Source organism: Methylosinus trichosporium OB3b (assembly GCF_002752655.1).
GTDB classification, from domain to species: Bacteria; Pseudomonadota; Alphaproteobacteria; order Rhizobiales; family Beijerinckiaceae; genus Methylosinus; species Methylosinus trichosporium.
In genome coordinates, this window is record NZ_CP023737.1 from 870,037 (window position 1) to 893,922 (window position 23,886).

Below are 23,886 nucleotides of genomic sequence, written 5' to 3' on the forward strand. Positions count from 1 at the left end.
CGAACGAAACCGGCGCATCCCCCCGCGACATTCCGCGCGCTTCCCGCCGCGGCGTCGTTCGGGCGACATGTGCATGCGCTTCGATGCGTGCGCGCGTCTTCCCCGCAAAAGGAGACTTTCATGTCTGATCTCGTCGTCATCGTCTATCCGACCGAGGCCAAGGCCGAGGATATTCGTCAGCGCCTGTTCGATCTGCAGAAGGAATATGTGATCGAGATCACCGACGCCGTGATCGCGGTGAAGGAGCAGAACGGCAAGATCAAGCTGAACCAGCTGCTCAACACCACGGCGGCGGGCGCCGTCAGCGGCACCTTCTGGGGCGCGCTGATCGGGCTCATCTTCCTCAATCCGCTGCTCGGCGCGGCGATCGGCGCCGGCGCCGGCGCGCTCAGCGGCGCGCTCACCGATTATGGCATCAACGACGATTTCATGAAGCAATTGTCGGAGACGCTGCAGCCCGGCAACGCCGCGCTGTTCGTGCTGATCCGCAAGCTGACCACCGACAAGGTGCTGGAGGCGGTCAAGGGAACGGGCGGCGTCGTGCTCAAGACCTCGCTGGACCACAACAAGGAGCAGGCGCTGCGCGACGCGCTGGCGGCGCATGTGTCGGCCGCGCCCGATTCCACCGCGACGCCCTGATCGTCGACGCCGAGGCGTTGAAGAAATTCAGCGCCTCGGATGCTGCACATCGGCGAGCGTGCGCAGGCGCCGCCCCGCCATGGGTCCGTTGAAGACATCGGCCTGCCGCACCGCGTCCGGAAAGACGAGCCCCGTCTCGGCCTCGATCTTGGCGACGGAGACCTGGAAATTCTGTCCGGGCTCCGTGCTGTTGGGGCCGACCGGCAGCCGCTCGAACGGAATGTCGAGCGCATAGTCCTGCTGGCTCACGAGATAGCCGCTCGCATAGAGCTGGCCGCGGCGGTCGACCACCGCGACGACCTTCCAGAAGAATTGCGGAATCAGCACGCCGCGATGCTCCTCGTCGTCGGAGCGAAACAAAGGTCCGGTGAAGACGCTGGCGCGCACATCCTCCTCGTCGGTGTTGTAGAGAATGAAATTCTCGAGCCCCTGCCAGAGATCGGCGCCCTGATTGAATCCGAAATATTGCGGCGAGCAATTGGTCCAGTGAAACGTGTCGTCATTCGCCTGCTTGGCCTCGCGAATGTCGCCCCAGACGGGATCGAGCCGGCGCACCAGATGGCCGCGATCGAAATAATTGTTTCGCGGCCCCGGCTCGTTTCCGTAGAGCTCGTCGCCGATCTGCAAGTCCTCCGGTATGCGCGGATCGTAGAACCAAGCGTCGTTACCTCGTTCGAGGTTGAGCCATCTCGCGCCGTCGATATTGACGGCGGTGAAGAAGGCGAGGCGGCGCTCGACCGCGCCGTTGAGCACGACGGAAAAATGCCGATAGCGCAGCACGTCGTCGCTCGCGCCGGCGACTTTCGCCGGCGTTCCAAAGCGCAACGCGTTCGGGCCGAGCGCCGGCAGCGGCACGGTCGGCCCGAGAAACTCCGGATCATAGCCCTTGCGGTCGTCGAAATAATTCGCCGGATGGGTTCGGCGACGCGGCGCGCTCGCGGTTTCGAACGCGAGCGTCGGCGCGGCGATGATCGCCGGCGCGCCGAAAATGGGCGGACCGACGAGGCTCTGGAACGGCTGCGTTCCAGCGAAAGGCTTCATGCCGGACGCGTCGGCGACGAGCGCGGCGATGAGCGGCGCACCGAGCGCCGGCGTCGCCTTCACCTGCTGCTCGATATCGGCGAGAAGCTTGGAGACGCGCACGCCCTCATTGGCGACCCAGCGAATCTTGTCGGCGGGCAGGCGCCGCGCGGCGGCGGCCGGAGCCACATCGCCGTCGACGAGCGCCCAATGCTCGACTCCGTCCACTATGCTGCGAGAGGGCACGCCGGCGTGATGAAGGCAGACCACCTGCCAGGCGTCGGTGCAGACGGGCGCGCCGGAGGAGCCGGGCGCGGTGTCGGAGGAATACCAGAGGAAATCGTCGAGTGCGGCGTTGCGCTCGTCGCCATATTTGACGACCTTGTTCTCGCGCAGGGAAATGCGCTTGGTGCGCGCGTCCGGGTGCTGGATGATGGTGACGAAATCGCCGACGTCGATCTTGCCGGTGCGCGCGTCGAGCCGCAGAAAGCCGAGATCCGCGAGCGCGGTTCCGTCGTCGCCGCGCTCGGCGACGGCGACGATCGTGTAGTCGAGGCGGTCTCGCGGACTGGTGACGAAGCCGTCCTGCGGCGTCAACACGAATCGCGTGCTGTGCTTCAGTCGGCCCGAGCCGTCCAGCTCATAGCCGAACTCGATCGTCGCCCGCAGCGCGTCCTCCGGCGTCGGCAGCACATGATTATTGGTCAGAAGCAGGCGCGGGCCGATCAGAAATCCGGTGCCCCATTCATTGCCGTCGCCGACCAGCGCCGGCGCGCTGATGCGGCAGACCGCGCGCGCCGCCATCAGCCCGCGCTCGAGATAATTGATCTCGACGAGATCGTTCATGCCGAGCAGCGCTTCATAAGCGTCGAAATCCGCGCCGGCGCCAGCGCGCATGCGATGCACGAGCTGATCGACCATTTTGGCGGGGTCCGCGGACGGGCGGGCGTCGGCCCGGCCGGATTTGAGCTCCGAACGCAATTCGGCGTCGTCGAAACGCGACTCGATAATCATCGCATGCTCCGATCACTAAAAATTCCGTCGATGCTATTTCGAAAACGACGATGATTTTATGACGCGCCGCCGCTCGCCGGCGAAAACCCCTCGAACACGATCTGATCGGCGAAGGCGAGCGCCGCCTTCGCCTGCGCCGCCGAGCGCACGGTCCAGACCGTGACCGGAAGCCCCGACGCGCGACAAAGGCGCGGGATCTCATGCGGGAGATCGGCGACGCTCCAGGAGAGAAAATCCGGGCGCGTGCGCGCAGCATGGGCGAATTGCGCGAGCTCGCGCCGCTGCGCCGCGGAAAGGAAGCTCCAATCCGCGCCGTCATAGGACGCCTCGGCCACCATGCCGAGCGCGACGCCGAAGAGGCCGAATCCCGCGCCGCTCGTCCGCAGCTCGGCGATCGGATCGGGATCGAAGCTCTCGATCGCGACCAGCCCGCGATAATCGGCGACGATCTCGGCGACGCTGCGCGCGAGCGCGAGACTGCCGTCGAAGCGGCTCTTGATCTCGATGACGAGCGGAACCGCTCCCCCGATCGCCGCGAGCAATTCGCGCAAGGTCGGAATCTGCTCGCGCGCGCCGCGCAGCGTGAGGCGCTGGAGATCGGCGAGGCCGAGCGCGTCGAGACGCCCGACGCCGTCGGTCAAGCGCTCCAGCGTCTCGTCGTGGAACACGACGACCTCGGCGTCCGCGGTCGCCTGAACGTCGCATTCGATCGCATAGCCGGCGCAGACCGCGGCGCGCGTCGCCGAGAGGGAGTTCTCGATGATTCCCTGCGCGGCGTCATGCAGCCCGCGATGTGCGATCGGTCGCTCGACCAGCCAGAAAAAGGGATCGCGCATGGCTAGCCGCCTGCACAGCCGAAAAAAGACCAGTCATGATGGAGCGCGAGTCCTTCTCCCATAGGGAGAAGGTGGCCCGGCGCAGCCGGGTCGGATGAGGGGAACGCCGGGTGAAAATCGGCGAGAGGGATACCCCTCACCCGGCCGCTTCGCGGCCACCCTCTCCCTTTGGGAGAGGGACGCGCCCTTTTCTGCGAGAGCAGCGCAGAGGATCGTCGGTTCACCCCAGAACCTCGAAGGTCGCGTCCACCTCCACCGCCGCGTCGAGCGGCAGCTGCGCGACGCCGACGGCGAAGCGCGCATGGCGTCCGTTCTCGCCGAGCACGGTCGCGACGAGATCCGAGGCGCCGTTCAGCACTTGCGGCAGCTGGCCGAAATCGCCGGCGCTGTTGATGAAGCCGCCGAGGCGCAGGCAGCGCAGCTTGGAAAGATCGCCGCCCGCGGCCGCGGCCGCCTGCGCCAGCACATTGAGCGCCGCGATCCTCGCCGCGCCCTGCCCGGCCTCGAGCGCGACGCCGGCGCCGAGCTTGCCCTTATGCGCCGCATCGATGGCGCCGCCGGCGCCGATCGGCAGCTGGCCCGAGACGAAAACGAGATTTCCCGCGCGCGTCCAAGGCACATAATTGGCGACCGGCGCCGCCGGGGTCGGAAGCGTGAGCCCGAGCGCCTCGAGCCGCGCCGCAGGGGTCGATTGCGATGTCATGATGGTCCTCTCAACTGGCAAAATTTGCCTTCGCTCGGCCCCGACCGTAATTTGGTCAAGGTCGGGAGGCAATCGATGACAGAACGACGACGCCTCGACAGGCCGGCGTCCGGCGGCGCGCCGTTTACCAAGAATAGCGCGCGCCCTCGACGGCGCCCTAGGGTCGTCGTTCTATCCGCAAGCTGCGCTTTCGCACCGCGCGAACGAACGCACCAATATTTCGAGCAAGGGAGAACGACCCCCGATGACCCCAGCACGCATCCTCGGCGCGATCATCGGCTGCGCCTCGATCATCGCCCCCGGCGCGGCGCTGGCGGAGTCCGCGGCGGCGGCGGTCGTCTCGCCGGCGCAGCTCGCGCCGCATCGCGCCGTCTATGATCTCACGCTCGGCCAGGCCTCGGGCGGCAAGGCCCCCGCCTCGGCGCGCGGCCGCATCGCCTTCGACTTCTCCGGCTCCGCCTGCGAAGGCTATGTTCAGAATTTCCGCCAGATCACCGAGCTGCAGCCCTCCGAAGGCCCCGCCCGCCTCTCCGACATGCGCTCCGCCACATTCGAGGGCGGCGACGGCAAGGATTTCCGCTTCCGCATCGAGACGCGGCTCGACAATGTCCCCTCCGAGGACATCGACGGCAAGGCGAAGAAGACCGGCGGCGCGTCCATGTCGGTCGATCTCGCCAAGCCGAAGCAATCCTCGCTGGCGCTCGACGGCGGCGCGCTGTTCCCCACCGAGCATCTGCGCCACATTCTCGGAGCGGCGAGCGCCGGCGAGTCGATTCTCGAGGCCAAGGTCTATGACGGCTCCGGCGACGGCGAGAAAGTGTTCGACACGCTCGCCGTGATCGGCAAGCCGACGAGCGGCGCGGTCAGCGAGAAGGCCGCGCAGATCAAGCCGCTCGAGGGGCTGCGCCGCTGGCCGGTGGCGATCTCCTATTTCGAGCCGGGCAAGCGCGACGAGCAGCCGGTCTATGTGCTGTCCTTCGACCTCTATGAGAATGGCGTCTCGCGCGCGCTGAAGCTCGATTACGGCGACTTCGTCCTCACCGGCGAGATGACCGATCTGGCGATGCTGCCGGCCTCGTCCAGCTGCAACAAGATGTGATGAAGAGCTCGCGAGCCGAACGGCGTGAAGAGCGAGCCTGAAGGCTCGCGGTCCACTCCCCGCCCCTGGAGCGCGAGCCTTCAAGCTCGCTGTCGAGACGCAGCAGACAGGCTCCCGCGCCCTCACGTATGCGATTCACAGGCGATGCGAAACAGGATAGAGTGCGGCGCGCTCGCACTCTCTCAAGGTTCGGCATGTCGCTTCCGCATGATTATCTGATCGATCGCCGCCGCCTGCGGCGCAAGCTCTCGCTCTGGCGCATTCTCGCCATCGGCGGCGCGACCGCCGCGGCGCTCGCCCTCTTCGCCCGTTATGGCGACGGCGCCCTCGGGCCGGCGGCCAAGCTCTCTCCTCATATCGCGCGGCTCTCCGTCAGCGGCATCATCACCGGCGACAAGGAGACGCTCGACCTCGTGAAATCGATCGGGGAGGATGCGAAGGCGAGCGCCGTGCTGCTGGCGATCGACAGCCCCGGCGGCACCACCACCGGCGCCGAGCGGCTGCACGACGAATTGCGCCGGCTCGCGGCGAAGAAGCCGGTCGTCGCCGTCGTCGGCACGCTCGCCGCCTCGGGCGGCTATATCGCCGCTATTGCCGCCGACGAGATCGTCGCGCATGGCAATTCGCTCGTCGGCTCGATCGGCGTGCTGTTTCAATTCCCCAATGTCGGCAAGCTGCTCGACAATGTCGGCGTGCAGATGGAGACGGTGAAGTCCTCGCCGTTGAAGGCCGCGCCCAACGGCTTCGAGCCGACCAGCGAGGAGGCGCGCGCGGCCATAGCGGCGCTCGTCGCCGATTCCTACGATTGGTTCAAGGGGCTGGTGAAGGAGCGGCGCAAGCTCGACGATTCCGAGCTCGCCAAGGTCACCGACGGCCGTGTCTTCACCGCCCGCCAGGGCCTGCCGCTGAAGCTCGTCGACCTCATCGGCGGCGAGCGCGAGGCGATCGAATGGCTGGAGACGGAGAAGGGCGTGGCCAAGCGCCTGCCGGTCGTCGACTGGAAGAAGAAGAACGCGATCGAGAGATTCGGCCTCGTCGATTCGGCCGCCGGCGTCGCCGCAGCGCTCGGGCTCGACGCGCTGGCGCAGGCGCTGCAGCGCGTCGGCACGGTCGCGGAGCGCGGCCTGCTTGACGGTGTTGTCGCGATTTGGCAGGCTCCCACTCCCGACTGAGGACGGATGCGGCGCGTCAGTCAATCTGGAACATCCCATGATCAAGTCCGAATTGATCCAACGTATCGCTTCCCGTAACGGGCACCTCTATCAACGCGACGTCGAGACGATCGTCACCACGATTCTCGACGAGATCGCCCTGGCGCTCGCGCGCGGCGACCGGGTCGAGCTGCGCGGCTTCGGCGCCTTCTCGGTCAAGCGGCGGGAGGCGCGCACCGGCCGCAATCCCCGCACCGGCGAGCAGGTCTCGGTAGAAGAGAAATCCGTGCCCTTCTTCAAGACCGGCAAGGAAATGCGCGAGCGGCTGAACGAAACGAGCAACGGCTGAGCCGCCGGGACGACGCTCGACACAAGACGACTTGGCCGTCATGCGGCGCGCAACGGGTGGGTGAGATGAAATCGGTTCTACGCATCATCGTCTTCGCGCCGCTCGCGCTGCTGTTCCTGTTCTTCGCGATGGCCAATCGCGCGCCGGTGCGGGTGTTTCTCGATCCCCTGCCCGGCGGCGACGCGACCGGCCCCTCATTCGAGGCGCCGCTCTATCTCATCGTGCTCGCGGCGATCGGGCTCGGCGTGCTGGCGGGCGGCCTCTCCTCCTGGGTCGCGCATGGACGCTATCGCCGCGCCGCACGCGCGGCGCGCGCCGACGCCAAAGTGGCGCGGAGCGAGGCCGAGCAGCTGCGCGGACAGGCGCTGGCGAGCCTCTCGCCCGACCCGGCCTCGAACGGCCGCGCGCTGCGGCGCAGCGGCTGACGATTTTCAGTGACGCGTAAGAAAGTGCGAGCCTGAAGGCGCGCTTTTTCGAGCGACGATCAGGCGTCGCGATCGCGCGCGGTCGCCTTGGCCGCCCAATCGAGATAATCGGCGTCGCCGGCGGCGATGTCGAGGCGCAGAATTTCCGGAACCTCATAAGGGTGAGAGGCGCGAATCGCGGCGACGAGCGCGCCGAAATCCTCGACACGCGCCTTCATCTGCACCAACAGCTCCGGCTCGTCACGAAGCTCGCCGTTCCACTCATAGAGGCTGCGGATCGGGGCGATCTGCACGCAGGCGGCGAGCCGCGCCGCCAATGCCGCCCGCGCGAGCTCCTTGGCGCCGGCCTCGCTGTCGATCGTCGTGACGACGATGCAGAATGTGACGGGATATTCGCTCACACCCCGAGAATGCGCTGGTCGCGCCGGGAAATCAATGCGGCCTCGCCGCGGCGGCGCTGCTTTTGCTAGAGGCTGCGACGAAACGATCGCGGCCGACGCGCCGATCCGGAGGGTCCGACATGTTCCAGAGAGTGTGCAAGGATGACACGATCTTCGAAGGCGGCATGCGCCTCGTCATCGCAGATTCGCATGTGATCATCCTGGCCTGGCCGCTCGGCGGCGAAATCCGCGCCTTTCAGGGGGTCTGCCCGCACACCAACTACCCGCTCGAGGAGGCGGAGTTCGACGGCGAGGTTCTGACCTGCCCGCTCCACGCCTGGACCTGGAACCTGCACACCGGCGATCCCGTCCAGCCGCAGGAAAGCGCGCTCGCCCAATATCCAGTCAAGGTCGAGGACGGCGTCGTCTATATCGACACAGAGGGCGTGACGCCCCTGCTCGCCCCGCGCTGAGAGCGGGCGGCGCCTCTGTCCGAGCAGAAGCAAAAAATTCCGCTTTTGCCGAATCGTGAAAATTCCTATGGTCTGCGACAGATGCGTCTCTAGGCCACGAAGAGAGGTAGGAGATGAACCTGTCCGATGAGACTTCCGCCCCCGTCGTCGACGAGACGACGGGCGGAGCCGACGTGGCTGGCCTCGAGTCGCAGGTGAAGGAAATCACAGCCGATCGCGATCGCCTCGCGGCCGACAAGACGAAGCTCGTCGCCAAGGTCGGAGCCCTCACCAAGGACCTCGAGACCGCGCGCGCCGAGATCGCCTCGGTCTCCGGGCAGCGCGACAGCCTGCGGAGCGAGCGCGACGCCGCCGCCGCGCAGCGCGAGACCGCCCTCGCCGAGCGTGACCGGCGCGCCGACGAGCTCGCCGCCGCCGCGCAGGAGATCGCGCGGCTGAACGACATGCTGGCGAGCGCGCCGAAGCCCGATCCCGCCGTCGTCTTCGCCGATCTGGCGAGCGAGAAGACCAAGGCCCTCGTCGCCTGGCTGCGCTCGAAGATACCGGCCGACAGCCCGCATCTCGAGAAGTTCGACCGTACGGTCGCGTTTCTCACCAAGGCGGGCTGCGTCACGGTGAAGACCACCCGCGACGTCTCTGTCTGGCTCGCTCCGCGTCTGGCCGCGGCCTACGCCTTCGCCAAGCCCCATGCGCTGGAGCTCTATGGCAAGGCCAAGGGAGCGCTGCAGAACAAGGGCTGACCCCCGCGCCTCGAGCGGGGCCGTCGTTAAGAGAAGCGCACTGAAGCCATCCAGGGCCGCCGGCCTCTGGATCGCTTCGCTGCGTTCGTGATGATGGCTCTTCCTCGAACGAAAGAGCTCACCTCGTCTCGACGCTGCGCAGCTCGCCCTTCGTCATGCCGATCGCAAAGACGGCCCGTTCGGTGAGGGCGTCTTTATCGATTTGCTTCAGGCCGACGCGCCAGTCCGCAAAAACGCGCCACCCGACCGTGAAATGGCCGAGCGCCGCCAGATAGACTCGGCCCTCGTCGACGAGCGGCAGCAGCAGCGGCGCATTATCCGTATAACTGGACGGCTCGGCGGCCTCCGCGGGACTGAGCGCCTCCGCGGGCGGCCCGTTCACCGCCTCCGCGCGGGAGAACTCCAATATTTGCCCCGCCGTCAATCGCGCGAGCGCCCTTGCGCGCGCGCCGAGCGGATCAGCCTGCGCCGCTTCGACCAGAGCGAGGGCGGCGCCGCGCAGCCGCTCACAATCCGCCCCATCGCAATGGACGTCCCAATCATTATATTGAGAGGCCGCCGTGAAGCGCGGCGCAAATCGCAGATCGACGGAGCAGGTCTCACCGAAAGCTGCGTCACGCCAGGGGGTGACGCTCACGGCGGAGATCAGGGAGGGCGTGTAGTCATGCGATTCTTCGAAGGCTGCGGGCGCGCCGTCGATCGATCCGAAGGATCGGGAGACGCCGCAGCCGGCCCCGCCCTCCCCTTCCCAGCTCGCGGGCCCCACGGCGAGGTGCGCGCGAGCGCCTTCGACGATGAAATAGACCGTCGAGTAGCAGGCCGCAGTGCCCTCGATCACGCCGGCCGAATAAAAATTATGGCCGGGCAGGCGCTCGATGCGCAGACCGAATGCGCTCAGCTCGTCCAGCGCCTTCAGCACCGGCTCCGTGACAGTGAAGGGCTGCGGCTGGGCCTTCGACCAATCGGTGAAGGCGCGCCGTGAATATTGGCCGAGCTCGGCGACCGGCGAGGCGATCGTGACGCCGGAGCCCTGCGTCGCGCTCAGCACCGCCAGCGGGCTCGCCGCATAGAAGGACGTCCGGAACGGCGCGCCGGGATCCGACGCGAGGACGGCGCGATAGCGCTCGCCGAGCGTCCGGCAGGCCGCGGTTTTCGAATCATCCGCAGGCGGCGCCCGCAGCGCGGCGAGCCGCGCCTGATAGGCGGCGGCGAGGCAAGCGACCGCCTGCGCCTTCGCTTCGCCGACCGGCTCTCGGGCCGGCGGCGGACACAGGCGGTCGCGCTCGATGATCCATCGGCGCGCTTCGGCGAGGCGCTCGGCGCGTTTCGCCGGATCGGCGGCCAGCGACGCCTTCACCGCGGCGCCGAGCTCCGCGTCCAGCGCGCCGAGACGGCGGTCCGCGCAGACCAGCCGCTCGACCATTGTCCGCGCAGCGGCGCAATCGAAGCTCTGCGCATGGACGGGGCCCGCGAGCGGCAGCGCGGCGAGCAGGAGTCGGAACGGGATCATCGCAGCGGCTCTCACATGCGGAAGACGCGCCACAGAAGACCAGAGCGCCGTCGCCGCTGTCAAATCGCCGCTTCCCTTCCCTGCCCCGCGCTGCTATCCCGCCGCCATGACGACGCGCAAGATCGACAATATCCGCAATTTCTCCATTGTCGCGCATATCGACCATGGCAAGTCCACGCTCGCCGATCGTCTGATCCAGGCGACGGGGACCGTCGCCGCGCGCGACATGGTGGAGCAGGTGCTCGATTCGATGGATATCGAGCGCGAGCGCGGCATCACCATCAAGGCGCAGACCGTGCGGCTCGACTATAAGGCCAAGGACGGCAAGGATTACGTCCTCAACCTGATGGACACGCCCGGCCATGTCGATTTCGCCTATGAGGTGTCGCGCTCGCTGAAGGCCTGCGAGGGCTCGCTGCTGGTCGTCGACGCCAGCCAGGGCGTCGAGGCGCAGACGCTCGCCAATGTCTATCAGGCGCTCGACGCCGGTCACGAGATCGTGCCGGTGCTGAACAAGATCGATCTGCCGGCGGCCGAGCCCGACCGCATCCGGCAACAGATCGAGGACGTCATCGGCCTCGACGCCGCCGACGCCGTGCTGATCTCCGCCAAGACCGGCATCGGCATTCCCGACGTGCTGGAGGCGATCGTCACCCGCCTGCCGCCGCCCCAGGGCGACGAGGACGCGCCGCTGAAGGCGATGCTGGTCGACAGCTGGTATGATGCCTATCTCGGTGTCGTGGTGCTGGTGCGCGTCATCGACGGGCGCATGCGCAAGGGCCAGAAGATTCTGATGATGGGAACCAGCGCCCATTATGAGATCGACAAGATCGGCGTGTTCAAGCCGAAGATGCTCGATGTCGCCTCGCTGGGCCCGGGCGAGGTCGGCTTCATCACCGCGCAGATCAAGCAGGTCGCCGACACGCGCGTCGGCGACACCATCACCGAGGACAAGAAGCCGTGCGACGCCGCGCTTCCCGGCTTCAAGCCGGCGCAGCCCGTCGTGTTCTGCGGCCTGTTCCCGGTCGACGCCGCCGAGTTCGAGGATTTGCGCGCGGCGATCGGCAAGCTGCGCCTCAACGACGCGAGCTTCTCCTATGAGATGGAGACCTCGGCGGCGCTCGGCTTCGGCTTCCGCTGCGGATTTTTGGGGCTCCTGCATCTCGAGATCATTCAGGAGCGGCTGCATCGCGAGTTCAATCTCGATCTCATCGCGACGGCGCCCTCGGTCGTCTACAAGATCAAGCTGACCAATGGCGACGAGATCGAGCTGCATAATCCGGCCGACATGCCGGATGTGGTGAAGATCGCCGAGATTCAGGAGCCCTGGATCCGCGCGACGATCATGACGCCGGACGATTATCTCGGCTCCGTGCTGAAGCTCTGCCAGGATCGGCGCGGCGTGCAGGCCGATCTGAACTATGTCGGCAAGCGCGCCATGGCGGTCTACGACCTGCCGCTGAACGAGGTGGTGTTCGATTTCTACGATCGCCTGAAGTCGATCTCCAAGGGCTACGCCAGCTTCGATTATCACATCACCGATTATCGCGCCGGCGATCTCGTGAAGATGAGCATTCTCGTCAACGCCGAGCCGGTGGACGCTCTGTCGATGCTGGTGCATCGCACGCGCGCCGATTCGCGCGGCCGGCAGATGTGCGAGAAGCTCAAGGAGCTCATTCCGCCGCATATGTTCCAGGTGCCGATCCAGGCGGCGATCGGCGGCAAGATCATCGCGCGCGAGACGGTGCGCGCCTTCCGCAAGGATGTGACCGCCAAATGCTATGGCGGCGACGCGACGCGCAAGCGCAAGCTGCTCGAGAAGCAGAAGGAAGGCAAGAAGAAGATGCGCCAGTTCGGCCGCGTGGAGATCCCGCAGGAGGCGTTCATCGCGGCGCTGAAGATGGAGGAGTGAGGGACTTGCGGTCGCGTCGTCGCCGTGCGACTGAAAGCCCGCGTTCCAGCGGGGAGCGCCTCGCCTTAAGAAAGCGTCAAAGCGTCGCCGCATGAAAAAGATCCTGGAATATGTCTGGCCCGTCGTCGGCCTTCTGGCGGTCGTCGGCTCCTTTTATCTGCTCTACGGAGAGTTTCGCGGCGAGGCGGTCGGTGAAGAAGTCTGGGCCGATCTGAAGGCGATACCCATGACGCATTGGGGGGCGGCGGCGCTGTGCTCGCTGCTCGCTTATGCCGCGCTCGCCTGGTACGACCGCATCGCTCTGCTGCATCTCGGCGTGACGCATATCTCCTGGATGTTCATCTCGCTGTGCTCCTTCACCACTTACGCGCTGTCGCACAATATCGGCGCGTCGGTGTTCTCGGGCGCGGTGGTGCGCTATCGCGCCTATTCGACGAAGGGCTTGACGGCTGGCCAAGTGGCTGTTCTCGTCGTGCTCTGCTCGTACACTTTCGGGCTCGGCACGGTGCTGCTCGCCGGCCTGCTGCTCACCTTTCAGCCGAGCCTGCTCGGCCGCCTCTCCGGCCTGCTGCCGGACATGCTGACCAATGAGCATACGGCGATGATCGCCGGCCTCTCCGCCCTGGGCGCGGTGGCGCTCTATGTCGTCGGCTCGCTGATGCACTTCAAGCCGATCGACATCGGCAAGCTGCACATCCTCTATCCGCGCCCGCAGGTGATGATCCGCCAGATGTTCGCTGCGCCGATGGAGCTGATCGGCGCGGCCGGCATCATCTATTTCGCTCTGCCCGAGGGGACCGACATATCCTATCTCGTGGTGCTCGGCACTTTCCTCCTGTCCTTCTCGGCCGGCCTCGTCAGCCATGCGCCGGGCGGGCTCGGCGTGTTCGAATTGGTGTTCATCAAGGCGATGCCGGATGTGCCGCGGCTGCAGGTGCTGTCGGCGCTGCTCGTGTTCCGGCTGCTCTATCTCATCGTGCCGCTGCTCTTCGCTCTGGTCGTCGTGGTGCTGTTCGAGCGCGGACGCCTCGCCGAGGCGCTGCGCAAGCGCGGCTGAGAAGCTTCAAACGCGAAAAGAGCCGGCCCGCCTTCCGCGGGACCGGCTCTTTTCGCGCTTCGTCCTGCGCGTCAGACGCGATATTGCTGCAGACGGGTCGTGCGCAATCCGGCGAGACCGTGCTGGTCGATCGACATCTGCCAGCTCAGGAACTCGTCGACCGTCAGCGTATAACGGCTGCACGCCTCCTCGAGCGAGAGGAGCCCGCCCCGCACCGCCGCGACGACCTCGGCCTTGCGGCGGATCACCCAGCGCTTGGTCGTGGGCGGCGGCAGATCGGCGATCGTCAGGGGACTCCCATCGGGCCCGATCACATATTTGACACGCGGACGATGCGTCTCGGTCATTGTGGTACTCGCATACTCTCGACCATACTCGACTGGCCGATTCATAGGCGTGCGGATTTAATATTTGCCTAAGCGAAACTCCTGTGTTTGCGGACAATTATGCTTAGGATTTTACGTATGAGAGCGCCGCCGCCGAGCCCGGAAGCCGCGCTCGAAGCGCCGGCTTCATGGACCGCGAGCTCCTGGACCGCGAGCCTTCAGGCTCGCATCTCGAAGCCGACGAGCGGAAGAAGCCGAAGCCGCCTCATCCCCGACCCTCGTCCTGAAGAGCCCGCAAAGCGGACCCACGGCCACCCTTCGAGACGCCGGGGGCTCGCGGTCCAGGGCCGCGCATTCATCGCGGCCCCGTCTCATCCGACGCAGACCCCAGAGCCATTTCCGATCCCGTCGGATCGGAAATGGCTCTAACGCTCCGACACCCGCTCGACCTTGACCCGAGCGACGCCGGCCGAACGGAAGCCGAGGCTCTCGGCCGCATGGACCGACACGTCGATGACCCGCCCGCGCACGAAGGGGCCGCGATCATTGATGGTGACGATCACCGACCGGTCATTGGCGAGATTGGTGACGCGCACCCTGGAGCCGAAAGGCAGCGAGCGATGCGCCGCGGTCATATGGCCGACATGGCTGCCGCTCGCCGTGCGGCCGCCATAGCCGTAATAGGAAGCCTTGCCGACAATGGACTGTCCGAGCGCTGTGCTCGCCGAAACGGAAACGACCGCCAAACCGATGATCAAACGCTTCACTCAACACCCTCCTCGCGCCAATCGCGACGCCTCGAGCGCCGCAGTGGTCAGGTAGACCTGCGCTAAGGATAAGATGTGATCGAATAGTGGCAGCCAAGCCCCGGGATCATCTCCCCGGATTTTCGCTGCGGCGCGGCAAGCAACGACGAACAATATTTCCAAGTAATCTATACTATAGGCTCGAGTAGCGCGGGATGAATTTTTAAATATTCGGAGGCCGCGATTACTTTATGTGACAAAATTGCAACGCCGCCCGAGAATCGGCGCCTTCGCTGTGCGAGAGGCGCCGATTCTGTCAATTCTGGGGCGCCGCATCGTCGCGATCGAGCGCGAAACGCCCCGGGCCGGCGGCGGCGAAATAGAGGAAAACGAGAAGATAGAGCAGCGCCAGCTCGCCCTGGTTGTGAATCGGCAGCGCGGCCTTGCCGGCATGGGCGATCCCGTAAGCGAAGGCCATCTGCACCGCGAGGACGAAGGCGACCGGGCGTGTGAACAGTCCGACGAGCAGCAACGCGCCGCCGCCGAGCTCGATGACGCCGGCGGCGCCGAGCAGCGACAACAACGGCAGCCCGTCGAACATGGCGACATGGGGAACGCCGAACAGCTTGGCGGTCCCATGCTGCAGAAACAGCAGCGCCGCGCCGATGCGCAGCACGCCGAGGAAAACCGGCGCCAGATCCGACGCCCGACGATTCCAGCTCATGTCGCTCTCCGTCACAGAATGGAAGCGGCTTCCTCGAAGGCGAAGCGCGGGCCGCGCGGATAGAGCTTGGCCGGATCGCCATAGCCGATATTGATGAGGAAGTTCGATTTCACCTTCCCATCGGGGAAGAACTCCGCGTCGACCTTGGCGTTGTCGAAGCCGCTCATCGGCCCGGCGTCGAGCCCGACCGCGCGCAGCGCCAGAAGAAAATAGCCGCCCTGCAGGGTAGCGTTGCGAAAGGCCGTCGTCTCGATCAGCGGCTGATTGCCGGCGAACCAGGAGCGCGCGTCGGTCGCCGGATAGAGGCGCGGCAGATGCTCGAAGAAGGCGAGGTCATGGGCGACGATCGCCGTCGCCGGCGCCGCCATCGTCTTGTCGAGATTGCCCGGCGCGAGCGCCGGCGCGAGGCGCTGCTTGGCCTCCTTCGAGCGGACGAAGACGAAGCGCGCGGGCAGGCAATTGGCGCTGGTCGGGCCCCAGAGCGCGAGCGTCACCGCCTGCCGCAGCAGCGCGTCGGGAACCTCCCGGTCGAGCCAGCCATTATGCGTGCGCGCCTGCGTGAACAGCTGCGCCAGCGCCTCGTCGCTCAGGGTCTGGTGATCGGTGAGCGGAGCCTGCGTCATCCCTGCCTCCTTCGCGATATCGCGGGGAACAACGCTCGCCCGCGTCAAATGTCCCGGCCGGTGACCTCCTGCTCGAGACGCTCCTCGGCGCGGCGCCAGTCCTCGCGCCGCGGATGCAGCGCCAGAGCGCGGCGAAACGCCTCGAGCGCGCGCGCGGGCTCGCCGGCGCGCTCGCGCAGCACGCCGAGCGCGCCCAGCGCGTCGAAGCGGCGCGGCTCCAGCCCAATGGCGGCGTCGAGATCATGTTCGGCGCCTTCGGCGTCGCCGAGGGCGAGCCGCATCTCGGCGCGCGCGACCAGAGCCTGCGGCCAGCGGGGCTCCAGCGTCACGATATGGTCGAGGAGGTCGAGCGCCAGCCGACGATCGCCGGAACGGGCGGCATGGGCGGCGCGGGCGATCAAGAGATCGGCGGTCGGCGAGCCGGAGCGCGCCCAGATCCGGCCGATCGCCTGCACGAATGCTTCGGCCTCTTCGGCGCTGCCGGCTTGCGCGAGGCGGGAAAACAACGAGTCGAGTCCGGTCGGCCGCGGCGCCGTCGCGCCGATGTCGTGCGATGGTTCGTCCGCCGCCGGCGCCTCATGCGATGGGCCGAACACGCGCACGCCGGGCGGCAGAGGGATCGGAATGCGGCCGAGGCCGGGAATGTCGAGATAACGCTCCTGCGTCTGCGCGAGGGCGGCGGGCGCAACGGCGCAAGCGAGGCAGAGCGACAGCGAGATGACGGATATGGCGCGCATGAGCGCGAGTTTAGCTCACACTCCGATGGCGAGAAAGCTCGCCGATGACGGAACGGCCGATCATAAAGAAAGGCCGCCCGGAGGCGGCCTTTCGGAAAAAATCAGAGGGCTTTCAGCCGATCCGCGGCGGACTTGCCGGTGCGGCGGTCCTGGGTGAGCTCATAATCGAGCTTCTGCCCCTCGCGCAGATCGCGAAGGCCGGCGCGCTCCACCGCGCTGATATGGACGAAAACGTCCTTGCCATTGTCGTCGGGCTGAATGAATCCATAGCCCTTTTGAGCGTTGAACCACTTCACGGTTCCAGTCGCCATCAGTCTCTCCCATAGGAAGATAAGGGTCCGCATGCGCGCGGACCGGGGTCGATCGATATTTGGGAGAGGTCGTCAGCGGCTTCGTCTCCGAAGCGCGGCCAAGTCGTCAGGCCGAATAATCGATGGCCATGAATATAGAAACGCGGCTCGCCCCTGGCAATGACGGACCCGCGCCCTACGCCTACGCATTTTCCACAGGAAAAGGTTTCGCTAACCGTTCGGCACGCGTTTCGCGTCAATTCATGCAGCGTTCAGGACCGGCGCGGCAATCTTAACCTCGGATTCACGGTCGATCGCTCGAATGATCGATAAATCGTCGTGAATGACGAAAGTCGGCGACGCGCCGAGGCGTCGGCGAAACGGAACACAGGACTTGCGGAAATGATCGAGCTCGTTCGGCAAATGATCGACGAACACGGGCGACTGCCGACGCCCGCGCGGCTGCTGTCGCCCAATGCCGATCTCTATGAGATCGGCCTCACCTCCTTCGCCGCGGTCGAGGTCATGCTGGCGCTCGAGGAGGCGCTCGGCCTGCAGTTCCCCGAGCGCATGCTGCGCCGCCAGAGCTTCGGCTCGATCGCCTCCATCGTCGCCTGCCTGCGCCAGCTCGAGCGCAAGGCCGCCTGACGACTCAGAGCTGCACGCCCGACGGGCAATAACGCGCCGTCGGATCGGCGGCGACGAGGAGATCGGCGGCGGGCCATTGCCGCCGGTCGACATGAAAAGCCTTCACGCCGGGCAGAACCGGCGGCGCCGCGTCGAGCCAGCGACGGAAAGCGATGGCGCTGCGGCCCTCCTCTCGCTTGACGCGCGCGGCGACGCGGTCCTTGCCGGGGACGGGCAGAAGATTTTCCAGTCCGCATTGCGCGAACAGCGGCTCCTCCCGAGACGGCGCCGCCGCCGCACGCTGGACGGAAACGAAGATCGCGAACAGCGCGAAAGCCACAAAGCAAAGGAAGAGCGCGCCGATCTGGCGCGGGCCGATCGAGAAGAGCGACCTCGACATGACGAGCCTCCGTGCGGCCGCCCATCGCGGCCTCGCTCGTCAAATGGCGCGGCGCCGGCGCCTTCCCATCCGAATCGTCGCCATGCTTAGCGTTTGGTGAGCGTTCAGCTCGCCAACTCTTTCAGCCCGCGCCGGATCAGCGCGCCCGTATCGGCGGATTCGCCCAGCGCCTTCAAGCTCGCGGCGACGGCCGCCGCCGCCTGCGGGCGGCCATAGCCGAGATTGACCAGCGCCGAGATCGCGTCCTGCGCCGCCTGCGGCGCGCTCGCCTCGGTCTCTCCCGAGAGGCGCGCCAGCGCCGGATCGAGCGCCGCGAAGGCCGGCGCCTTATCTTTCAATTCGGCGACGATGCGGGCGGCGAGCTTCGGCCCGACGCCGGAGGCGCGCGCCACCATCGCCTTGTCCTGCCCGGCGATGGCGGAGGCGAGCTCGCCGGGGCCGAGAATGGAGAGAATGGCGAGGGCCACCTTGGCGCCGACGCCCTGCACACTCTGCAGCAGGCGGAACCAGTCACGCTCGGCGTCGGCGGAGAAGCCGAACAAGCGGATCGAATCCTCGCGCACCTGGGTCTCTATGGCGAGCGAAGCGGCTTCGCCCGCGCGCGGCAGCTTCTGCAACGTGCGCGTCGAGCAATGGACGACGTAGCCGACGCCCTGCACGTCGAGGATCACGAAATCATCGCCGTAGGAATCGACGACGCCTTTGAGCTTGCCGATCATCGATGCCCGCCCCTCCCGCGCGCATCGTCGAGTGAGCCTCGAGGCTCACGCTCCAAGACGACCGGGCGGCTCCGAAAGCTGTCAGATCTTGCGTCCGATCGACAGAAATTTTTCCGCGCGGGCGTCGATGATCTGCGCCCGCGACAGGTTTCCGAGGCCGGCGAGCGCATGGTCGATCGCCTCGCCGACCGCCGTCACCGCGGCCTGCGGCTCGCGATGCGCGCCGCCCGCGGGCTCGGCGACGATGACGTCGATGATGCCGAATTTGAGCAGGTCCTGCGCGGTGATCTTCATGCTGGTGGCCGCATCCTGCGCCTTGGTGGCGTCGCGCCACAGGATCGAGGCCGAAGCCTCGGGCGAGGCCACCGTGTACACGGCGTGCTCCAGCATCAGCACCTTGTTGCAGGTGGCGATGGCGATGGCGCCGCCGGAGCCGCCCTCCCCCACCACCACGGCGACATTGGGAACGCCGAGCGACAGCGACACTTCGGTCGAGCGGGCGATGGCCTCGGCCTGGCCGCGCTCCTCGGCGTCTATGCCCGGGAAGGCGCCCGCGGTGTCGACCAGCGAGACGACCGGCAGGCCGAAGCGGTCGGCGAGCTCCATCAGCCGCGCCGCCTTGCGATAGCCCTCCGGCCGCGCCATGCCGAAATTATGCTCGAGCCGACTCGACGTGTCCGAGCCCTTCTCCTGGCCCATGATGCAGACCGGCTCGCCGCGAAAGCGCGCAAAGCCGCCGACGATAGCCAAATCCTCGCCGAAGGCGCGATCGCCGGCGAGCGGCGTGAACTCGTCGAACAGCTGGCGCACATAATCGGAGAAATGCGGCCGCTGCGGATGGCGCGCGACCTGGATCTTCTGCCAGGGCGTCAAAGTGGCGTAGAGATCGGCGAGCGCCTTGGCGGCCTTGGCCTCGAGCTTGCCCAGCTCCTCGCCGATCGACACGCCGTCGCCCTTGGAGGCGAGAGCGCGCAGCTCCTCGACCTTGGTCTCGAGCTCGGCGACGGGCTTTTCGAAGTCGAGATAGAAACGCATGGTTGGGGCGGACACCGAGATTGCGGCGCGAGGCCGGGCGAAGAGGCGCGGAAACTGGCCGTATCGGAGCCGGAAGTCAAGAATGCGCGCGGCGCAGCCGACCAGCGCATTTTCCGCCGGCGTTCATTTGCCGCCGACCATTCGCCGGTCGACGCGTCACACCCGGACGCCATACAGCGTGCGAGCTCGGGCCGGAGGACTGCTCCGGCCCGATAGAAGTCGAGGCTCGCGTCGCCGAGCAGAGCCTTCGCGATCAGAAACGGTCCCGATGATGATGGTCGGTCCGCGTTCCGGGCGTGAAGGAGACCCCGCGCAGCACCTCGGCGAAGCGCGCCGTCTTCACCGTCGTGAACGCCTCGCCGGCCGGCAGCGTCGTCGCCGCGAGATCGTCGACGATCTTCACCAGTCTGTTGGGAGCGGCCCCCTGATCGCCGGCGCCGCTCACCGTCGAGGTGACGGCCCAGATCGTGACGGTCCCGTCACGGTTCACGCGCCCGGTCAGATTGCGCAGGCCGTCCGTCGCCGGAGACCATGGCAGGTCCTTGTTCTTGGCGTTCGTGCCGGTCGGATAGCCGGGAACGGTGTAGGGAACCCCGAGATCGAGGCCGGCCTGCAAGACATAGGCGAGCTTGAACTCTCCCGCGGTCTGGTCGAACACCCATTTCTGCAGGCCGGCGGCGGTCTGCGCGGCGGCCTTCGTGTAGAGATTCGAGGTCGCGTCATATTTGGTCGAGCCGTCGCCCTCATCCGCGACATAGATCGTCTTCTCGTCGGCGATCCACAGCCCGAAGGGGAAGACATTGGTCGTCGTCTTCGCCAATGTCGTGTTGAATCCTTTCAGAATGCACATGTTGTTGGGAAGGCCATCCGTCGCCAGCGTCGCCTCGTCATAGGCGAGCGGCGCGGTCGGCAGACCCGCGGAAGAGTTCGGAAGGCCAACGCCGGTAGGACATTGGAGCGGACGGCCATTGGCGTCGGTCCCCGTCGTGTCGACGAAATAGACCGTGTTGACGCCATTGCTGCCGCTGCCTTTGGTGAAGAACAGCGTGTTGTGGAAAATGGCGAGGCCGCGGAAATTGTCGTCCTTGCCGACCTTGTCGGGTTTCGTGTTGGCGGGCAGCTCGGTGATGTTGAAGCTCGCGACCGGCGTCGGCGCGCCCGGCTGCTGCGCGACGAGCGCGCGCTTTTCGGCCGCCATGATTTGCGCTCCGGCGCCGAGCACCACGCCCGCCGGCTGAGGATTGGAGCCGTTGCCCGCATTGCCGGCGGCGTAGAGCAAAGTCGTATTGCCGCGAGAATAGGAGATCGCCGCCCGGCCATTGTCGCCGGTGTAGGCGTTCGTTTTGGTGAAATGGAATTCGCCCTCTTTGTCGAGCGCTGCGACGACCCGATAATAGAGGTTGGGGACGGGATTGGTGGGATCGACAACGCTGGGCGTATTGGAGTTCGACACGTCGATCGCGTTCACCGGCGCGAGATAGCCCATGAAGGTGAGACGCTCGCCATCGGGCGACAGATTGAGCGCGAGCTCCGATCTGGACGAGAAGCTCGCCACGATCTGATCTTTAACCGACGAGACGCCGCGCTGCGAGCTGTTGGGCGCTTCCAGCGAACCGACGAGCGCGCCGTCGGGCGTCAGCTGATCGAGGATGATTTTCGACGTGACGCCGAAATAATCGTCCGAGAGAACATTGTTGAAGACGAATGGGAAGGTTCCGTCGTCGGTCGCGGCGACGCAGTTCGCCGGCGCGCAGTTCGGCGGCAGCGGAGCGCCGACCCGGATATTGTTCGGGTTGTTGTCGTAGACTGTTCGGCTGACCATCAAATTGCCGGGCCGCAGATGCGCGTTCTTGCCGTCTTCGGCCGCGGCGGCCCCGATCATGACCATGCTGTGAAATGAAATCGTCAGCGCGAGACGCGAAGCGCTCCCGCGGCAGAAGTTGAAACGGACGGCCACCTTGGCGCTCCCCCTCGAGAAAGCCGGTCGGGACGGTCGCCCGAGGCTACGGCGACGGGAGCTTGGCCGAGTCTCATGACAGTTTGTCGTCATCCTCGCGCCTTCCCGGATCGCGCGGCGCGAACACCCTGTCCGCTTGCTTCGACCCGGCCGGCCCGAGGCCATGGCGCGATCGCGGCTCGATCTCGGTTCCGCACTAGGTTGATCCTTAACCAGCGGTCTGAGACAAAGCGGCAGACGCCGCGCCGGGCGATTCGCGCCATGCGGCACAGGCCTCGTTTCGGAGACGCGTCAATGGCCTCGGCTTGCACCGCCGGACTGGACACTGGCTTCATCGAGCTCGGCTACGCCAAGGTCGCGGCGCTCGGCGTCGTCCAGGGCATAACCGAGCTCTTGCCCATCTCTTCCACCGCTCATATGCGCATCGTGCCGGCCCTGCTCGGCTGGAAGGACCCGGGCTCGGCTTTCTCCGCGGCGATGCAGCTCGCGGCCCTCGCCGCCGTCGTCAGCTATTTTTGGGGCGACATCCGCTCGCTCGCGATCGGCTCGACGCGGGCGCTGCTGCGGCGGGATTTCCGCGATTGGAGCTTCCGCTTCGTCGTCTGGATCGCGCTGGCGACCATTCCAATCGTAATCGCCGGCATCGCCCTCTCGCACACGCTCAACGCCTGCGGCTCGCCGCTGCGCAGCCTGCCGGTCATCGGCATCTCCTGCCTCGTCATGGCGGCGCTGCTCGCCATCGCCGAGCTCTATTGCAACCATTCGCGCACCCTCGATCATGTGAGCCTCAAGGACGCGCTGATCGTGGGCTTCGCCCAGGTCGGCGCGCTCATCCCCGGCGTCTCCCGCTCCGGCTCGACGCTGACCGCCGCCCTGTTTCTCGATTTGAAGCGCGAGCAGGCGGCGCAATTCTCCTTCCTGCTCGGCCTGCCGACGATCACCGTCGCAGGCGTGAAGGAACTCTACGAGCTCTACAAGGCGCATCTCGACGCGCAGGGCTGGTCGTTGCTCGCCGTCGGGCTCGTCGTCGCCTCCATTTCCGCCTTTGCGGCGATCTGGGGGCTGCTGCGTATCCTCGAGCGCTTCTCGGCCTGGCCCTTCGTCGCCTATCGGGCTTTCATCGGGATCGTGCTGCTCGTCGGCGCCTCGACGGGCCTGCTCGTCTGAGCGGCCCGCGCAGCGCCGCTTCCGGCTGAAATGGAGCGGCGAAACGGCGCGCCCGCGATCTTTCTTTTTTGTTCGCTTTGTCGGCGCCCGGCTCTTGCCGAACAGGGCCCTCGGGACCTAACATCGACCCATGGTCAAGATCGCCTCCTCCATTCGCCATGCCGGACCCGGCGACGCCGAGGCGATCACCCATGTACATGATCTTTCATGGCGTGACGCCTATCGTGGCGTGATTCCGGGCGGCGAGCTCGAGCGGATGATCGCTCGCCGCGGACCCCAATGGTGGGCGCGGGCGATCGTGCGCGGCAGCGGCATTCTGGTGCTGGAGTTCGGCCGCCCGATCGTCGGCTATGTCACCTATGGGCGCAATCGCGTCCCCTCCATGCCCTATTCGGGCGAGATCTTCGAGATCTATCTGCTGCCGGAATATCAGGGCCTCGGCTTCGGCCGTGAATTGTTCAACGCCGCCCGGCAGGAGCTGGCGGAGCACGGCTATCTTTCCACGGTCGTCTGGGCGCTCGCCGACAATGACAAAGCGCTCGGCTTCTATCGCCGGCTCGGCGGACTGCCGATCCGTCAGGCGGAGGAGCGCTTCGGAGACGATATGCTGACGCGCGTCGCGTTCGGATTCGTCTCCGCGCCCGTCCGCTGACATTCCCCCCACAGGAGCTTGCTGCATGCGTCTCGACGCCATCCAAATCGGCGCCAATCCTCCGTTCGAAGTCAATGTCGTGATCGAAGTGCCGCTCGGCGGCGAGCCGATCAAATATGAGCTGGACAAGGCCTCGGGGACCCTGGTCGTCGACCGCTTCCTCTACACGTCCATGCGCTATCCGGGCAATTACGGCTTCATTCCGCATACTCTGTCGGAGGACGGCGATCCATGCGACGTGCTGGTCGCCAACACGCGGCCGATCGCGCCCGGCGCCCTCATCGCCGTGCGTCCGATCGGCGTGCTCTACATGCGCGACGAGGCCGGCGGCGACGAGAAGATCATCGCCGTGCCGGCCCCCAAGCTCACCAAGCGCTACGAGAAGGTCGAGACCTACACCGACCTGCCGGAGATCACGACCCGCCAGATCGAGCATTTCTTCGCCCACTACAAGGACCTCGAGCCCGGCAAATGGGTCGAGTCCGCCGGCTGGGGCGACGCCGACGCGGCGCGCAAGATCATCGTCGAAGCGATCGAGCGTGCGAAGAAGGAATGAGGGCGCTAGGGAGTAGCGC

Annotated in this window: 28 protein-coding genes; 13 read left to right on the top strand and 15 right to left on the bottom strand. The window is 66.4% G+C overall.

Annotated features, from left to right (window positions below; genetic code table 11):
- Positions 1–120: 120 nt before the first annotated feature.
- Positions 121–639: a DUF1269 domain-containing protein gene (locus tag CQW49_RS04170; protein WP_003613161.1), complete on the top strand. Its 519-nt coding sequence runs from the start codon at positions 121–123 to the stop codon at positions 637–639.
- 27 nt (positions 640–666) lie between these two features.
- On the opposite strand, the gene CQW49_RS04175 is transcribed toward CQW49_RS04170, so the two are convergent.
- The 3 genes from CQW49_RS04175 to CQW49_RS04185 form a co-directional block, all read right to left on the bottom strand.
- Positions 667–2,673, bottom strand: coding sequence for a DNA/RNA non-specific endonuclease (locus CQW49_RS04175; RefSeq protein WP_003613160.1), 2,007 nt, complete (start codon positions 2,671–2,673; stop codon positions 667–669).
- Positions 2,674–2,729: 56 nt separating this feature from the next.
- Positions 2,730–3,509, bottom strand: coding sequence for a glycerophosphodiester phosphodiesterase family protein (locus CQW49_RS04180; protein ID WP_003613159.1), 780 nt, complete (start codon positions 3,507–3,509; stop codon positions 2,730–2,732).
- Positions 3,510–3,729: 220 nt separating this feature from the next.
- Entirely contained in the window at positions 3,730–4,212 is a 483-nt protein-coding gene (locus tag CQW49_RS04185; RefSeq protein WP_003613158.1) for a RidA family protein, read from the bottom strand.
- A gap of 244 nt (positions 4,213–4,456) precedes the next feature.
- On the opposite strand from CQW49_RS04185, the gene CQW49_RS04190 reads away from it, so the two are divergent.
- The 4 genes from CQW49_RS04190 (at position 4,457) to CQW49_RS04205 (ending at position 7,236) form a co-directional block, all read left to right on the top strand.
- On the top strand, positions 4,457–5,311 hold the full coding sequence (locus CQW49_RS04190) for a cell envelope integrity EipB family protein (RefSeq protein ID WP_003613157.1): 855 nt from the start codon (positions 4,457–4,459) through the stop codon (positions 5,309–5,311).
- 194 nt (positions 5,312–5,505) lie between these two features.
- Positions 5,506–6,483 (top strand): signal peptide peptidase SppA, encoded by a 978-nt coding sequence (gene sppA, locus CQW49_RS04195; protein WP_003613156.1) that lies wholly within the window; start codon positions 5,506–5,508, stop codon positions 6,481–6,483.
- 37 nt (positions 6,484–6,520) lie between these two features.
- A complete protein-coding gene (gene ihfB / locus CQW49_RS04200; protein WP_003613155.1) occupies positions 6,521–6,811 on the top strand; it encodes an integration host factor subunit beta in 291 nt (96 codons plus the stop codon).
- A 65-nt stretch (positions 6,812–6,876) separates the two neighbouring features.
- Positions 6,877–7,236, top strand: coding sequence for a lipopolysaccharide assembly protein LapA domain-containing protein (locus CQW49_RS04205; protein WP_003613154.1), 360 nt, complete (start codon positions 6,877–6,879; stop codon positions 7,234–7,236).
- Positions 7,237–7,295: 59 nt separating this feature from the next.
- Here the strand turns inward: CQW49_RS04205 and cutA are convergent, their stop codons facing one another.
- Complete coding sequence (gene cutA / locus CQW49_RS04210) at positions 7,296–7,637, bottom strand: divalent-cation tolerance protein CutA (RefSeq protein WP_003613153.1); 342 nt, start codon at positions 7,635–7,637, stop codon at positions 7,296–7,298.
- Between the two features lie 119 nt (positions 7,638–7,756).
- Here cutA and CQW49_RS04215 point away from each other — a divergent pair, with 119 nt between their 5' ends.
- Positions 7,757–8,089, top strand: a complete 333-nt coding sequence (locus CQW49_RS04215; RefSeq protein WP_003613151.1) for a monooxygenase system ferredoxin subunit — start codon at positions 7,757–7,759, stop codon at positions 8,087–8,089.
- Positions 8,090–8,202: 113 nt separating this feature from the next.
- Complete coding sequence (locus tag CQW49_RS04220) at positions 8,203–8,829, top strand: hypothetical protein (protein ID WP_003613149.1); 627 nt, start codon at positions 8,203–8,205, stop codon at positions 8,827–8,829.
- 118 nt (positions 8,830–8,947) lie between these two features.
- Here the strand turns inward: CQW49_RS04220 and CQW49_RS04225 are convergent, their stop codons facing one another.
- Positions 8,948–10,402 carry a lysozyme inhibitor LprI family protein gene (locus CQW49_RS04225; RefSeq protein WP_244441343.1) on the bottom strand — a complete coding sequence of 485 codons (1,455 nt, stop codon included), beginning with the start codon at positions 10,400–10,402 and terminating at the stop codon, positions 8,948–8,950.
- A gap of 43 nt (positions 10,403–10,445) precedes the next feature.
- On the opposite strand from CQW49_RS04225, the gene lepA reads away from it, so the two are divergent.
- Positions 10,446–12,251, top strand: coding sequence for a translation elongation factor 4 (lepA, locus tag CQW49_RS04230; RefSeq protein ID WP_003613144.1), 1,806 nt, complete (start codon positions 10,446–10,448; stop codon positions 12,249–12,251).
- Positions 12,252–12,342: 91 nt separating this feature from the next.
- On the top strand, positions 12,343–13,308 hold the full coding sequence (locus CQW49_RS04235; RefSeq protein WP_003613143.1) for a lysylphosphatidylglycerol synthase domain-containing protein: 966 nt from the start codon (positions 12,343–12,345) through the stop codon (positions 13,306–13,308).
- A gap of 71 nt (positions 13,309–13,379) precedes the next feature.
- Here the strand turns inward: CQW49_RS04235 and sciP are convergent, their stop codons facing one another.
- The 6 genes from sciP to CQW49_RS04265 form a co-directional block, all read right to left on the bottom strand.
- Positions 13,380–13,655 (bottom strand): CtrA inhibitor SciP, encoded by a 276-nt coding sequence (sciP, locus tag CQW49_RS04240; RefSeq protein ID WP_003613141.1) that lies wholly within the window; start codon positions 13,653–13,655, stop codon positions 13,380–13,382.
- Positions 13,656–14,059: 404 nt separating this feature from the next.
- Positions 14,060–14,401, bottom strand: a complete 342-nt coding sequence (locus CQW49_RS04245; RefSeq protein ID WP_003613133.1) for a septal ring lytic transglycosylase RlpA family protein — start codon at positions 14,399–14,401, stop codon at positions 14,060–14,062.
- A 295-nt stretch (positions 14,402–14,696) separates the two neighbouring features.
- Positions 14,697–15,104 (bottom strand): DoxX family protein, encoded by a 408-nt coding sequence (locus CQW49_RS04250; RefSeq protein WP_003613131.1) that lies wholly within the window; start codon positions 15,102–15,104, stop codon positions 14,697–14,699.
- 11 nt (positions 15,105–15,115) lie between these two features.
- The gene (locus CQW49_RS04255; RefSeq protein ID WP_003613130.1) at positions 15,116–15,727 is read right to left on the bottom strand and encodes a malonic semialdehyde reductase; all 612 of its coding nucleotides are present in this window, start codon (positions 15,725–15,727) and stop codon (positions 15,116–15,118) included.
- 44 nt (positions 15,728–15,771) lie between these two features.
- On the bottom strand, positions 15,772–16,464 hold the full coding sequence (locus CQW49_RS04260; RefSeq protein ID WP_003613127.1) for a tetratricopeptide repeat protein: 693 nt from the start codon (positions 16,462–16,464) through the stop codon (positions 15,772–15,774).
- 101 nt (positions 16,465–16,565) lie between these two features.
- The gene (locus CQW49_RS04265) at positions 16,566–16,775 is read right to left on the bottom strand and encodes a cold-shock protein (protein WP_003613126.1); all 210 of its coding nucleotides are present in this window, start codon (positions 16,773–16,775) and stop codon (positions 16,566–16,568) included.
- Between the two features lie 381 nt (positions 16,776–17,156).
- Between CQW49_RS04265 and CQW49_RS04270 the strand changes: the two genes are divergently transcribed.
- Positions 17,157–17,402, top strand: coding sequence for an acyl carrier protein (locus CQW49_RS04270; protein ID WP_003613125.1), 246 nt, complete (start codon positions 17,157–17,159; stop codon positions 17,400–17,402).
- A 4-nt stretch (positions 17,403–17,406) separates the two neighbouring features.
- On the opposite strand, the gene CQW49_RS04275 is transcribed toward CQW49_RS04270, so the two are convergent.
- From CQW49_RS04275 to CQW49_RS04290, 4 genes are all read right to left on the bottom strand, one after another.
- Positions 17,407–17,781: a hypothetical protein gene (locus CQW49_RS04275; protein WP_003613124.1), complete on the bottom strand. Its 375-nt coding sequence runs from the start codon at positions 17,779–17,781 to the stop codon at positions 17,407–17,409.
- Between the two features lie 104 nt (positions 17,782–17,885).
- Complete coding sequence (ruvA, locus tag CQW49_RS04280) at positions 17,886–18,500, bottom strand: Holliday junction branch migration protein RuvA (RefSeq protein WP_003613123.1); 615 nt, start codon at positions 18,498–18,500, stop codon at positions 17,886–17,888.
- Positions 18,501–18,581: 81 nt separating this feature from the next.
- Positions 18,582–19,535: an acetyl-CoA carboxylase carboxyltransferase subunit alpha gene (locus CQW49_RS04285; RefSeq protein WP_003613122.1), complete on the bottom strand. Its 954-nt coding sequence runs from the start codon at positions 19,533–19,535 to the stop codon at positions 18,582–18,584.
- Between the two features lie 253 nt (positions 19,536–19,788).
- On the bottom strand, positions 19,789–21,492 hold the full coding sequence (locus CQW49_RS04290) for a hypothetical protein (protein ID WP_003613121.1): 1,704 nt from the start codon (positions 21,490–21,492) through the stop codon (positions 19,789–19,791).
- A gap of 294 nt (positions 21,493–21,786) precedes the next feature.
- Here CQW49_RS04290 and uppP point away from each other — a divergent pair, with 294 nt between their 5' ends.
- The 3 genes from uppP to ppa all read left to right on the top strand — a co-directional run bounded on the left by uppP (position 21,787) and on the right by ppa (position 23,867).
- Complete coding sequence (gene uppP, locus CQW49_RS04295; protein ID WP_003613119.1) at positions 21,787–22,659, top strand: undecaprenyl-diphosphatase UppP; 873 nt, start codon at positions 21,787–21,789, stop codon at positions 22,657–22,659.
- A 130-nt stretch (positions 22,660–22,789) separates the two neighbouring features.
- Positions 22,790–23,311: a GNAT family N-acetyltransferase gene (locus CQW49_RS04300; RefSeq protein ID WP_003613117.1), complete on the top strand. Its 522-nt coding sequence runs from the start codon at positions 22,790–22,792 to the stop codon at positions 23,309–23,311.
- Between the two features lie 25 nt (positions 23,312–23,336).
- A complete protein-coding gene (gene ppa, locus CQW49_RS04305) occupies positions 23,337–23,867 on the top strand; it encodes an inorganic diphosphatase (protein ID WP_003613115.1) in 531 nt (176 codons plus the stop codon).
- Positions 23,868–23,886: the final 19 nt, after the last annotated feature.